The organism is Streptomyces sp. DSM 40868 (assembly GCF_011820545.1).
GTDB lineage: Bacteria > Actinomycetota > Actinomycetes > Streptomycetales > Streptomycetaceae > Streptomyces > Streptomyces eurythermus.
This window is the reverse complement of record NZ_CP050504.1, coordinates 5180661-5192475: the sequence shown is the minus strand read 5'-3', so window position 1 is coordinate 5192475 and position 11815 is coordinate 5180661. Positions and strand designations below refer to the sequence as shown.

Genomic DNA, 11815 nt, shown 5'->3' with positions numbered 1-11815 from the left:
GCGCCCCGCGGTCGGCTCAGCGGGCGGCGAACGGCCGGTCGGTGGGGACGATCTCGCGGCCCAGCGGCAGCAGGGAGACCGGTATCAGCTTGAAGTTGGCGATGCCGAACGGGATGCCGATGACCGTGACGCACAGCAGGACGCCGGTGACGATGTGGGCGAGCGCCAGCCACCAGCCGGCCAGGATCAGCCACAGCGCGTTGCCCACGCAGGAGGGCGCGCCCGCGTCGCGCCGCTCGACCGTGGTGTGCCCGAAGGGCCACAGGGCGTAGGCGCCGATGCGGAAGGCGGCGATCCCGAAGGGGATGCCGATGACCGTGACGCACAGCAGGACGCCGGCGAAGAGGTACCCGAGGAACAGCCAGAAGCCGGACAGGACGAGCCAGATGACGTTCAGGATGGTCTTCACTGTTGTCCTGCCATCCTTTCGAGGCGGGCGATGCGCTCCGCCATCGGCGGGTGCGTGGAGAACATCTTGGACATCCCCTGGCCCGGCCGGAAGGGGTTGGCGATCATCATGTGGCTCGCCGTCTCGATCCGGGGCTCGGGGGGCAGCGGAAGCTGCTTGGTGCCCGTCTCCAGCTTGCGCAGGGCGCTGGCGAGGGCGAGCGGGTCGCCGGTGAGGTGGGCGCCGGAGGCGTCCGCCTCGTACTCCCGGGAGCGGCTGATGGCCAGCTGGATCAGGGAGGCGGCGAGCGGGCCCAGGATCATGATCAGCAGCATGCCGAACAGGCCGGGCCCCTCGTCGTCGTCCGAGCGGCCGACCGGGATCAGCCAGGCGAAGTTGACCAGGAACATGATCACGGAGGCGAGCGCGCCGGCGACCGAGGAGATGAGGATGTCCCGGTTGTAGACGTGGCTCAGCTCGTGGCCGATGACACCGCGCAGCTCGCGCTCGTCCAGCAGGCGCAGGATGCCCTCGGTGCAGCACACGGCTGCGTTGCGCGGGTTGCGGCCGGTGGCGAAGGCGTTCGGGGCCTCCGTCGGCGAGATGTACAGCCGGGGCATGGGCTGGCGGGCCTGCGTGGACAGCTCCCGCACCATCCGGTACAGCGCCGGGGCCTCGAACTCGCTGACCGGGCGGGCACGCATCGCGCGGAGCGCTAGCTTGTCGCTGTTCCAGTACGCGTACGCGTTCGTGCCCAGGGCGACCAGGACGGCGACGATCAGCCCGGTGCGGCCGAAGAAGCCTCCGATGACGATGATGAGCGCGGACAGCCCTCCGAGGAGTACGGCCGTCCTGAGCCCGTTGTGCCGGCGGTGCACGGTGCGCCCTCCAAGTCGTGCTGCTGGGGATCACTCCGATCCAGTGGACCCTCCCGCTTCCGACAACGCGGGGCGGGGCCCACGAGTTCCCGCGTGCCCGCGGCCCCCCGCCCCGGCCGGGGCGGGTGACGTGCCCTTACGGGCGCACGCGCGCGGGGCGCGACGGGTGCCCCGCGCGCGCGTGCCGATTCCTAGAACAGTCCGCCGGCCGCGAAACGGAGGACCAGCTGGGGCGCTCCGGACAGGGCGACGCCGAGGATTCCGGTGAGGGCGAGCGCGGCCGTGAGGGGGGCCGGGACCCGGTGCCGGACGGGCTCGCCCTCGGGGGCGCGGAACAGCAGGGCCGTCCACTGGAGGTAGTAGAAGAGGGCGATCACGACGTTGACGGCCATGACGACGGCGAGCCAGCCCAGGCCCGCGTCGACGGCCGCCGAGAACACGGTGACCTTGGCGAACAGGCCGATGACGCCCGGCGGCAGCCCGGCCAGGCACAGCAGGAAGAAGGCCAGCAGCAGCGCGCTGAGCGGGTTGGTGGCGTACAGGCCCCGGTAGTCGGCGATCCGGTTCAGTGTCCGGCCGCGGCCCACCAGGGCGGCCACGGCGAAGGCGCCGAGGTTCACGGCGGCGTACATCAGGGCGTACGCGACGGTGGAGCCGATCGCCCGCTCGGCGTCCTTGGTGTATCCGGCGGCGGCGATCGGCACCAGCAGATAGCCGGCCTGGCCGACGGAGGACCAGGCGAGCAGCCGTACGGCGCTGTACGCGCGCGTGGCCCGCTGGCGCAGGGCGGCGACGTTGCCCGCGGTCATGGTCAGGGCGGCCAGGACGGCGAGCGCGGGCCCCCAGACGTCGGCGTACGACGGGAAGGCGACGACGGTGACGAGGATCAGGCCGGAGAAGCCGACCGCCTTGCCGACGACCGACAGATAGGCGGCGACGGGCAGGGGCGCGCCCACGTAGGTGTCGGGCACCCAGAAGTGGAACGGCGCGGCGGCCGTCTTGAAGGCGAAGCCGACGAGGGTCAGCACGACACCGGCCTGGACGAGGGTGTGCAGCTGCCCGTCGACGTGCGTCAGGCGCTGGGCGACCTGGGTGAGGTAGAGCGTGCCGGTGGAGGCGTAGACGAAGCTGATGCCCATCAGGCTGACCGCGGTGGCGGTGACCGAGGACAGGAAGAACTTCAGCGCGGCCTCCGAGGACCGCTTGTCGCCGTGCCGGATGCCGACGAGGGCGAACGCGGGCAGGGAGGCGACCTCCAGGGCGACGATCAGCGTGGCCAGGTCGCGGGAGGCGGGCAGCAGGGCGGCGCCGGCCGCGGAGGACAGCAGCAGGAACCAGAACTCGCCCGCCGGGACGCGCCGCCGCTCGTCGTCCAGGTGGGTGACGGACAGCAGGGCCGCGAGCAGGGCGCCGCCGAGCACCAGGAACTGGATGACGAGGGTGAAGTGGTCGGCGGTGTAGCTGCACGCGCGGGCGGGCGCGTCGGTGCAGAAGGTGGCGCGGTCGCCGTCCAGGAGGGGCAGCAGCAGCGCGGTCGCCGCGGCGAGTCCGGCGACCGAGACCCAGCCGAGCACGGCCTTTCGGGGCTCGGGCACGAACAGGTCGGCGACGAGGACGGCGAGCGCGACGACGGCCGCGAGGGTGGGCGGGGCGATCGCGAGCCAGTCGACGGACTGGACCAGCGACTCGGCAAGCGGCTGGGCGCTCATCGGGTGCCTCCTGCGAGGAGCTGCTGCACGGCCGGGTCGGTCAGGCCGAGCAGGGCCTTCGGCCACAGTCCGGCGAGGACGGTGAGGGCGACCAGCGGGGTCCAGGCGGCGAACTCGTAGCCGTGGACGTCGGCGAGCTTCGCCGTCTCGCGGTCCGCGCCGCCCATGCAGACGCGGCGGACCACGATCAGCATGTACGCGGCCGTGAGCAGGGTGCCGAACGCGCCGATCGCCATGAAGGTGAGGAAGGCCGGGCGGCTGAGGCCGGCGGCGGGCCGGAAGGAGCCGAACAGGGCGAGCATCTCGCCCCAGAACCCGGCGAGTCCGGGCAGGCCGAGGGAGGCGACCGCGCCGAAGGCGAGCAGGCCGCCGAGGCGCGGGGCCCTGCCGTAGAGGGCGGCGCCCGTCTCCTCGGCCAGGGTGTCGAGGTCGGTGCTGCCGGTGCGGTCCTTCAGCGCGCCGACCAGGAAGAACAGCAGGCCGGTGATGAGGCCGTGGGCGATGTTGGCGAACAGGGCGCCGTTCACGCCGGTCGGGGTGGTGCTGGCGATGCCGAGCAGGACGAAGCCCATGTGGCCGACGGAGGAGTAGGCGATCAGCCGCTTGAGGTCGCCCTTGGCGCCCTGCCGGGCGAGGGCGAGGCAGGCCAGGGATCCGTAGACGATCCCGACGACGGCGAGCGCGGCGAGGTACGGCGCGAAGGTGTGGAAGCCGTCCGGCGCGACCGGCAGGACGATCCGGACGAAACCGTACGTACCCATCTTCAGCAGGACGCCCGCCAGCAGGACCGAGCCGACGGTCGGCGCGGCGGTGTGGGCGTCGGGCAGCCAGCTGTGCAGCGGCCACATCGGCGTCTTCACCGCGAGCCCGATCCCGATCGCCAGAACGGCGATGACCTGCACGGACGCGGTCAGCGACCGGCCGTTGTCAGTGGCGAGTGCCACCATGTCGAACGTGCCCGCCTTGATCCCGATCAGGAGCAGGCCGAGCAGCATGACCACGGAACCGAGCAGCGTGAACAGGATGAACTTCCACGCGGCCCGGGTCCGGCCCGCACCGCCCCAGCGGGCGATGAGGAAGTACATCGGGATGAGCACCATCTCGAACGCGAGGAAGAACAGCAGCAGGTCGAGCACGGCGAAGGTGGCGAGGGTGCCGGACTCCAGCAGGAGCAGGAGTGCGACGAACGCCTTCGGGGCCGGGCCCGCCGGCGGCTTGAAGTAGGAGTAGAGCGCGCAGAGGAAGGTCAGCAGCGCGGTCAGAACCAGGAGGGGGAGGGAGATGCCGTCGATGCCGAGGTGGATCCGCACGTCGAGCGCGGGGATCCAGCTGATGTCGGTCGTGGCCTGCATCTTCGACGGATGGTCGTGGTCGAAGCCGAGCGCGAGGACGATCGCGGCGAGAAGGATCGCGCCGGTGACGGTCACGCCGTGCCGCAGCACGGCCTGCCCCGGCGACTTCCCCTTCAGTCCGGGCGGGGCCGGGAGGAGCGCGGCGACGGCGCCGAGGAGCGGGCCGACGACGACGAATGCCAGAAGGAACTGCATCACGGACTCGTTGATATCGATCACGCCTGCTCACGCTCCCGTGGCGACGAGGAGGACGGCGACCGCCAGGACGACGGTGCCGGCGAGCAGCGCGCTCACATAGGTCTGCACATTGCCGGTCTGCGCACGCCGGACGGCGGCCCCGAGCAGCCGGGGCAGGGCGGCGGCGCCGCGCACGTAGGTGTCGACGACCTCGCGGTCCAGGAACCGCACGAGGCTCGCCCCGGCCCGCACCGGGCGCACGAACAGCGCCTCGTACAGGGCGTCCAGGTGGAAGCCCGCCGCGGCGGGCCGGTGCAGCGGGCCGAGCAGCAGCCGTCCGGGGTCCGCCGGGTCGGGCGCGGAGGCGACGTCGCCGTAGGCCGGCCGGTGGGTGGCGATGGCCTCGGCCTCGACCAGGCCGGCGTCGGCCTCCGGATGGGCGGCGACCGCGCCCAGCGGGGAGCGGGCGGCGAGCGCGGTGCCGCGCTGCCAGGCGCCGTAGGTGAGGAGCCCGCCGACCAGGGCGAGGCCCGTGCCGAGGATGGAGGTGAGCAGGGACGGGGTCAGGTCGCGGCCGTCGAACCAGTCGGGCAGGACGCGGTAGGCGAGCCCGCCGAGGGCGAGGGAGGGGATCGCGAGCACCCAGAGCACCACGGTCATCGACAGCGGCTGACGGCCGTGGTCCGGGGCCTCGGCGCCCCGGCCCCGGAAGGCGAGCAGCCACAGCCGGGTCGCGTAGGCGGCGGTCAGCAGGGCCGTGAGCAGGCCGGAGACCAGGACGATCCAGCCGGCCGCGCCGGGGGTGTGCCCGGTGTGGCCCCGGGTGACGTGTTCGGCGGCGCCGAGGACGGACTCCTTGGAGAAGAAGCCGCTGAACGGCGGGATCGCGGCGAGCGCGAGCAGCGCCACGGTCATCGTCCAGTAGGCGTCCGGGACGCGGTCCCTGAGGCCCCGCATGCGGGACATGGCGGCCAGCGAGTTGGTGCCGGCGGCGTGGATGACCACGCCGGCCGCGAGGAACAGCAGCGCCTTGAAGGCGCCGTGCGCAAGGAGGTGGAAGACGGCGGCACCGCGGTCGCCGACGGCGAGGGCGCCGGTCATGTAGCCGAGCTGGCCCACGGTCGAGTAGGCGAGGACGCGCTTGATGTCGTCCTGGGCGAGCGCGGCGAGGGCGGAGCCGGCCATCGTGACGGCGGCCATGACGGCGAGGACCACCATCGCGGCCCGGGAGGCCTCGAACAGCGGAAGGAGGCGGGCGATGAAGTAGACACCGGCGGCGACCATGGTCGCGGCGTGGATCAGCGCGGAGACGGGCGTCGGGCCCGCCATCGCGTCCGGGAGCCAGGTGTGCAGCGGGAACTGCGCCGACTTGCCCGCGACGCCCGCGAGCAGCAGCAGCGCCACCAGCGTCGGGTGGTCGATGCCGCCGCTCGTGACGGCGCCGAGGATCCGGGTGAGCCGGAACGACCCGGCGTCGCCGGCCAGCGCGAACAGGCCGATCAGGAACGGCACGTCGCCGAGCTTGGTGACCAGGAAGGCCTTCAGGGAGGCGGCGCGGGCCTCGGGGGTCTCCCAGTAGTGGCCGACCAGGAAGTAGGAGCAGATGCCCATCACTTCCCAGCCGACCAGCAGCACGATCAGGTCGCCGGAGTAGACGACCAGGAGCATCGCGGAGGTGAACAGGGAGACGAGCGCGGCGTACGACGGGTAGCGCGGGTCGTCGCGCAGATAGCCGGTGGAGTAGATCTGCACGCAGGCCGCGACGCAGGTGACCAGGACGGCGACGAGCGCGGCGAAACCGTCGATGTGCAGGGCCAGCTCGATGGGCACGGACCCGGTGGGCGTCAGCTCGGTGTGGGCGTCCACGGTCGTGCCGCCGCCCTGGCGCACGGCGACCAGCGCGGCCAGGACCAGCGAGGCCAGCGGCGGGAGCACGGCGAGCGGACGGACGAACCCGGGGGCGGTGCGGCCGAGCAGCAGGCCGGCCGCGGCGCCCAGGAACGGCAGGAGGGGGACGAGGACGGCGAGGGTGGTCGTGGTCACGCGGTGGCCTCAGCCTTCTCGGCCGCGGGGTGGTCGCCGTCGGGGCCTTCCGCGTCGGGGCCCTCGGCGGTGTCGCGGAGCTTGTCGATGTCGGAGGTGCCGCGGTTGCGGTACACCGCGAGCACGATCGCCAGGCCGATGCCGATCTCGGCGGCGGCGATGGCGATGGTGAACAGGGTCAGTGCCTGGCCGGAGTGCAGGGTCTCCCGCGCGGTCCGGCTGAGCCACACGTCGAAGGCGACCAGGTTGAGGTTGACGGCGTTGAGCATCAGCTCGACCGACATCAGGACCAGGATCGCGTTGCGGCGGGCGAGGACGCCGTACAGGCCGGTGCAGAACAGGAGGGCGGAGAGTACGGCGGGATAGGCCAGGTGCATCAGCGGGCGCCTTCCTTCCCGGGGGCCGCGGGCAGGTCGCCGGCCTGGTCGCCGGCCTTGGCCTTGCGGGACAGCACGATCGCGCCGACCAGTGCCGCGAGGAGCAGCACGGACAGGGCCTCGAACGGCAGCACCCAGTGCCGGAACAGGCTCGCGCCGGTGACCTCGGTGGTGCCGGCGGCCGGGCCGTCCAGGTCGATCCAGGTGGTGCGGAAAGCGTCCGCGACCACCCAGACCAGGGCGACCGCGGAGGCCACCGCGACGGTCAGGGCGGCCCAGCGGTTGCCGGAGTCGGCATCAGGGGAGCGGCCGATGGGCGCCTTGGTGAGCATCAGACCGAACAGCAGGAGGACGACGACGGAGCCGACGTAGATCAGCACCTGCACCCAGGCGATGAACTCGGCCGTCAGCAGCAGGTACTCCACGGCGAGGCCGCCGAGCGCGACCACCAGCCACAGGGCGGCGTGCACCAGCTGCCGGGTGGTGACGGTGACCAGCGCGGCGCCCAGCGTGACCAGGCCGACCAGCAGGAAGGCGATCTCGACGCCGGTCGGGGACAGGAAGCCGTGCGGGGCCTGGGCGAGCGTCATGACGTGCCCTCCCCCGGCTGCGCCTGCGCCTGCGCGGCGGCCAGCTTCTCGGCGGTCTTGCGGGCCGCGGCGATCTCCTTGGGTTCCTCGGCGCCGGGGTCCAGGGCGGGCGGGGCCGGCACGGTCCACATCCACTCGCGGAGCTTGTCCCGCTCGTGGGTGAGGTCGCGGATGTCGGTCTCGGCGTACTCGAACTCCGGGGACCAGAACAGCGCGTCGAAAGGACAGACCTCGATGCAGATACCGCAGTACATGCACAGGGAGAAGTCGATCGCGAACCGGTCGAGGACGTTCCGGCTGCGCTCCCGGCCGCCGGGGGCGGCGGGCGGGACGGTCTCCTTGTGGGAGTCGATGTAGATGCACCAGTCCGGGCACTCGCGGGCGCACAGCATGCAGACCGTGCAGTTCTCCTCGAACAGCCCGATCACCCCGCGGGTGCGGGGCGGCAGCTCGGGCAGGGCGTCCGGGTACTGCTCGGTGACGGTCTTCCTCGTCATCGTGCGCAGGGTGACGGCCAGGCCCTTGGCGAGGCCGGAGCCGGGGATGGGGGCCATTTAGGAGATCACCACCTTGACGATGCCGGTGAGGGCGATCTGGGCGAGGGAGAGGGGGACGAGGAGGGTCCAGGACAGCTTCTGGAGCTGGTCCTCGCGCAGCCGCGGGTAGGTCACGCGGAGCCAGATCACGAGGAAGGCGAGGATCGCGGTCTTCAGCAGGGTCCACACCCAGCCGAGGCCGTCGGCGCCCCACGGGCCGTGCCAGCCGCCGAGGAAGAGGACGGTGGTCAGGCCGCACAGGACGACGATGCCGGCGTACTCGGCGAGCAGGAACAGGGCGAAGCGCAGACCGGTGTACTCGGTGTACGCGCCGAAGATGATCTCGGAGTCGGCGACCGGCATGTCGAACGGCGGGCGTTGCAGTTCGGCGAGTCCGGCGACGAAGAAGACGACCGCGCCGACGATCTGCCACGGCAGCCACCACCAGTGGAAGGCGTGCACGATGCCGGGCAGGGAGACGGTGCCGGCCGCCATCGCGACGGAGGCCGCCGCCAGCAGCATCGGCAGTTCGTAGGAGAGCAGCTGGGCGGCCGTGCGCAGGCCGCCGAGCAGGGAGAACTTGTTGGCGCTGGCCCAGCCGGCCATCAGCGAGCCGAGCACGCCGACGCCCATCACCGCGAGGACGAAGAACACGCCGGCGTCGAGGACCTGGCCGACGGCGCCCTCGCCCGGGCCGATCGGGATGGCGAGCAGGACGAGGAGGTACGGCAGCAGGGCCACGGCGGGGGCGAGCTGGAAGACACGGCGGTCGGCGCCCGCCGGGACCACGTCCTCCTTCTGCGCGAACTTCACGCCGTCGGCGATCAGCTGGGCCCAGCCGTGGAATCCGCCCGCGTACATCGGGCCGAGGCGGCCCTGCATGTGGGCCATCACCTTGTGCTCGGTCTGACCGACGATCAGCGGGAAGGTGAGGAAGACGGCGAACACGACGAGGAGTCGCAGCGCGACGTCCAGCACGCCGTTCACTGCGGGCCTCCTGTGGGGTCGGTGTCGGGATCGGCGTCGGGGTCGGCGGGGGTGGCCGGGGTGCGGGGAGTGTGGGGGTGGCCGGGGCCGGCGCCAGGGCCGGGCTCGGCCGACTGGGCCTCGCCCGGTGCCGGCTGCGCCGCCGCGGTGCGCCGCGAGCCCGGCGCGGGCCGCGTTTCCGGCTCAGGCCGCGAGCCCGGCTCACGCTGCGACTCCGGCTCAGGCCGTGAGTCCGGCTCACGCTGCGACTCCGGCTCAGGCCGCGTCCCCGGCTGAGACCGCGGTGCCGACTGCCGCTCAGGTGCCGGTTGCGGTTCACCCTTCGACTCCGGCTCCGAAGCCCGCTCCGGCTGCGAAGCCCGCTCAGGCTCCGGCTCGCCAGTGCGCTCCGGCTTTCCGGCGCGCTCCGGCTCCCCGGTGCTCTCCGGCCTCCCGGTCCCCTCCGGTTCGGTCTGCCCCGGCTCGGTCCCCTCCGGTTCGGTCGCCTTTCGGGGCTCCGGTTCCGGGGCCGGTCGCGGCTCTTCGAAGGCCGGGCGGGCGTGGTGCCAGGGGGCGTCCGAGCTGCGCGGGGCACGGGCGCGCTGGGAGGCCGAGCCCTCCGAGGCACTGCGGGCACGGCGCGTCGGGGTGGGCGTGGGACCGGGCTCGTAGGCCACCGAGGCCTCGGCGGCCGGGCCTTCCGCCGGTCCCTGTGCCGCCGCAGCCGTGGCATCGCCCTCGGCCGCGGCCTCCTTGCGCGGCGCCGCGTCCTCGGCCCGGGCCGCCTGCTGGCTCGCCGAACCCTCGCTCACGCTCCGCGTCCGCCGCGGCCGCGCGGGAGCACCCGCACCCGGCACCGCACCCGAAGCGGCAGCCTCCCCAGACGCAGCCCCCGACTCGGCCACCTGGCTCGCCGAACCCTCGCTCGCGCTCCGCATCCGGCGCGGCCGCGCGGGAGCGCCCGGATCCGTACCCGGCGCGGCAGCGCTCGGCTGGGCCGCCTGGCTGGTCGAGCCCTCTGATGCCGAGCGGGTGCGGCGTACCGGGCGGTCGCCCGCCGCGCGGGGCGCCGCCGCCCTGGCCGGGCGGGCCGGGGCCGGGGGGAGCTGGCCCTTCAGTGGGCCCCATTCGTTGGGGTCGGGGACGCCCGGCGGCAGCATCTGGCGGCGCTTGGGGCCGCCGTGCTCGGACTCGCCCGGCTCCTTGGCGCCGGGCCACGCCTTGGCGACCCGGGCGGCGAGGACGAAGTCCTTGCGGAGGGGGTGACCCTCGAAGTTCTCGGGGAGGAGCAGGTGCTCCAGGCCCGGGTGGCCCTCGAAGTCGACGCCGAACATCTCGTGGGTCTCGCGCTCGTGCCAGGCCGCGCCCGCGTAGACGCCGGTGGCGGAGGGCAGGGCGGGGGCCTCGTGCGGGACCGTCGTACGGACGAGGAGTCGGCGGACCGGGTGCAGGGCGACGACGTGCGCGGCGACCCGGAAGCCCGTGCCCGGTTCGTCGACCGCGCTCAGCCAGTCGAAGTAGGTGCAGCCCAGGGTCGTACGGGCCGTCTCCAGGGCGGTGAGCCAGGCGGACGGCGGTACGTCCACGGTCAGGAGGTCGTACGACTCCTCCGCCGTGGCGTCCGGGCCGAAGAGTTCCTCGGCGGGGGCGGGCAGCCAGCCGGCGGCGGTGCTCATCGCGGGCCCTCCTCGCCGGCCGGCGCCGGGGGCCGTACCAGGCCGCTCTGGAGGGCCGCGGTCGACGGCCGGGCGGCGGGCCCGTCGCCGTACCGCTCGCCGAGCGACTCGCGGGCGATCTTCTCCTGGAGCTTGAGGATGCCCTGGAGCAGCGCCTCGGGGCGCGGCGGGCAGCCGGGGACGTAGACGTCCACCGGGATGATCTGGTCGACGCCCTTGGTGACGGAGTAGGAGTCCCAGTAGGGGCCGCCGCAGTTGGAGCACGCGCCGAAGGAGATGACGTACTTCGGCTCGGGCATCTGCTCGTACAGGCGCTTGACGGCCGGGGCCATCTTGTCCGTCACGGTGCCCGAGACCACCATCAGGTCGGCCTGGCGGGGGCCCGGCGCGAAGGGGATGACGCCGAGCCGGATGAAGTCGTGCCGGGCCATCGACGCGGCGATGAACTCGATCGCGCAGCAGGCGAGGCCGAAGTTGAACACCCAGAGCGAGTAGCGGCGGCCCCAGTTCAGGACCACCTTCATCGGCTCGGGCGCCAGCCGCGCCAGCGCTCCCAGCCGCTTGGGCTCGGGCAGGAGAACGGGGTCCGGGTTCACGTCCATGCCAGGACGCCCTTCTTGTATGCGTACAGCAGGCCCACGGCGAGGAACCCGAGGAAGACGAACATCTCCACCAGGGTCGCCGCGCCGTATCCGGGGGCGGCGAAGACCGTGGCCCAGGGGAACAGGAAGATCGAGTCGACGGCGAAGATCACGTACAGGAAGGCGTAGACGTAGTAGCGGACCTGGGTGTGGGCCCAGCCCTCGCCGACGGGGTCGACACCGCACTCGTAGGTCAGCAGCTTCTCGGGGGTCGGCACGACCGGGCGCAGCAGGCGGCCGGCGCCGAAGGCGACCGCGACGAACAGCACGCCGACGACGGCGAGCAGCCCGACCACCGAGTAGGACCGGAAGTAGCCGGCCGCGACGACGTGCCCCGCGGCGACCGCCGAGTCCCCCAACGTCTCCCGCACCGTCCGTCCCTCGCTCCCTGACCTCGTGACCGTGGTGAATTAGTGCACTGGGTGATGCCTCGTGGTTCGAGGATCTGTACGCACGCGAGTCTAGGCCCTGATAAAGAGCGG

12 protein-coding genes are annotated in these 11815 nt (G+C 73.0%); all 12 read right to left on the bottom strand.

From position 1 onward, the window contains the following. Positions 1-16: 16 nt before the first annotated feature. The 12 genes from HB370_RS23735 to HB370_RS23680 all read right to left on the bottom strand — a co-directional run bounded on the left by HB370_RS23735 (position 17) and on the right by HB370_RS23680 (position 11704). Entirely contained in the window at positions 17-409 is a 393-nt protein-coding gene (locus HB370_RS23735) for a YccF domain-containing protein (protein WP_030778404.1), read from the bottom strand. Further along, positions 406-1266: a zinc metalloprotease HtpX gene (gene htpX / locus HB370_RS23730; protein WP_030778402.1), complete on the bottom strand. Its 861-nt coding sequence runs from the start codon at positions 1264-1266 to the stop codon at positions 406-408. The genes HB370_RS23735 and htpX overlap by 4 nt, the downstream gene beginning before the upstream one ends. Before the next feature lie 191 nt (positions 1267-1457). Further along, positions 1458-2975 (bottom strand): NADH-quinone oxidoreductase subunit N, encoded by a 1518-nt coding sequence (locus HB370_RS23725; protein ID WP_030778400.1) that lies wholly within the window; start codon positions 2973-2975, stop codon positions 1458-1460. After that, positions 2972-4546, bottom strand: a complete 1575-nt coding sequence (locus tag HB370_RS23720; protein WP_030778398.1) for an NADH-quinone oxidoreductase subunit M — start codon at positions 4544-4546, stop codon at positions 2972-2974. Before HB370_RS23720 ends, HB370_RS23725 begins: the two co-directional genes overlap by 4 nt. Positions 4547-4552: 6 nt before the next feature. Beyond that, a complete protein-coding gene (locus HB370_RS23715) occupies positions 4553-6547 on the bottom strand; it encodes an NADH-quinone oxidoreductase subunit L (RefSeq protein ID WP_030778396.1) in 1995 nt (664 codons plus the stop codon). Then, positions 6544-6924: an NADH-quinone oxidoreductase subunit NuoK gene (nuoK, locus tag HB370_RS23710; protein WP_030601406.1), complete on the bottom strand. Its 381-nt coding sequence runs from the start codon at positions 6922-6924 to the stop codon at positions 6544-6546. Before nuoK ends, HB370_RS23715 begins: the two co-directional genes overlap by 4 nt. Then, complete coding sequence (locus HB370_RS23705) at positions 6924-7514, bottom strand: NADH-quinone oxidoreductase subunit J (protein WP_030778394.1); 591 nt, start codon at positions 7512-7514, stop codon at positions 6924-6926. The genes nuoK and HB370_RS23705 overlap by 1 nt, the downstream gene beginning before the upstream one ends. Continuing rightward, complete coding sequence (locus tag HB370_RS23700) at positions 7511-8068, bottom strand: NADH-quinone oxidoreductase subunit I (RefSeq protein ID WP_030778392.1); 558 nt, start codon at positions 8066-8068, stop codon at positions 7511-7513. Before HB370_RS23700 ends, HB370_RS23705 begins: the two co-directional genes overlap by 4 nt. Further along, positions 8069-9037 carry a complex I subunit 1 family protein gene (locus HB370_RS23695; RefSeq protein WP_030778390.1) on the bottom strand — a complete coding sequence of 323 codons (969 nt, stop codon included), beginning with the start codon at positions 9035-9037 and terminating at the stop codon, positions 8069-8071. It abuts the gene before it with no gap. Continuing rightward, a complete protein-coding gene (locus HB370_RS23690; RefSeq protein WP_037700834.1) occupies positions 9034-10692 on the bottom strand; it encodes an NADH-quinone oxidoreductase subunit C in 1659 nt (552 codons plus the stop codon). Before HB370_RS23690 ends, HB370_RS23695 begins: the two co-directional genes overlap by 4 nt. Continuing rightward, positions 10689-11294, bottom strand: coding sequence for an NADH-quinone oxidoreductase subunit B (locus HB370_RS23685; RefSeq protein ID WP_030778388.1), 606 nt, complete (start codon positions 11292-11294; stop codon positions 10689-10691). Before HB370_RS23685 ends, HB370_RS23690 begins: the two co-directional genes overlap by 4 nt. Next, positions 11285-11704: an NADH-quinone oxidoreductase subunit A gene (locus HB370_RS23680; protein ID WP_030778387.1), complete on the bottom strand. Its 420-nt coding sequence runs from the start codon at positions 11702-11704 to the stop codon at positions 11285-11287. The genes HB370_RS23685 and HB370_RS23680 overlap by 10 nt, the downstream gene beginning before the upstream one ends. Between the last annotated feature and the right edge of the window lie 111 nt (positions 11705-11815).

Excerpts from the sequence above, each read along its gene's own strand:
- HB370_RS23725 (WP_030778400.1), bottom strand. The coding sequence starts at position 2,975 with ATGAGCGCCCAGCCGCTTGCCGAGTCGCTGGTCCAGTCCGTCGACTGG.
- nuoK (WP_030601406.1), bottom strand. The coding sequence starts at position 6,924 with ATGCACCTGGCCTATCCCGCCGTACTCTCCGCCCTCCTGTTCTGCACC.
- HB370_RS23705 (WP_030778394.1), bottom strand. The coding sequence starts at position 7,514 with ATGACGCTCGCCCAGGCCCCGCACGGCTTCCTGTCCCCGACCGGCGTC.
- HB370_RS23700 (WP_030778392.1), bottom strand. The coding sequence starts at position 8,068 with ATGGCCCCCATCCCCGGCTCCGGCCTCGCCAAGGGCCTGGCCGTCACC.
- HB370_RS23690 (WP_037700834.1), bottom strand. The coding sequence starts at position 10,692 with ATGAGCACCGCCGCCGGCTGGCTGCCCGCCCCCGCCGAGGAACTCTTC.
- HB370_RS23685 (WP_030778388.1), bottom strand. The coding sequence starts at position 11,294 with ATGGACGTGAACCCGGACCCCGTTCTCCTGCCCGAGCCCAAGCGGCTG.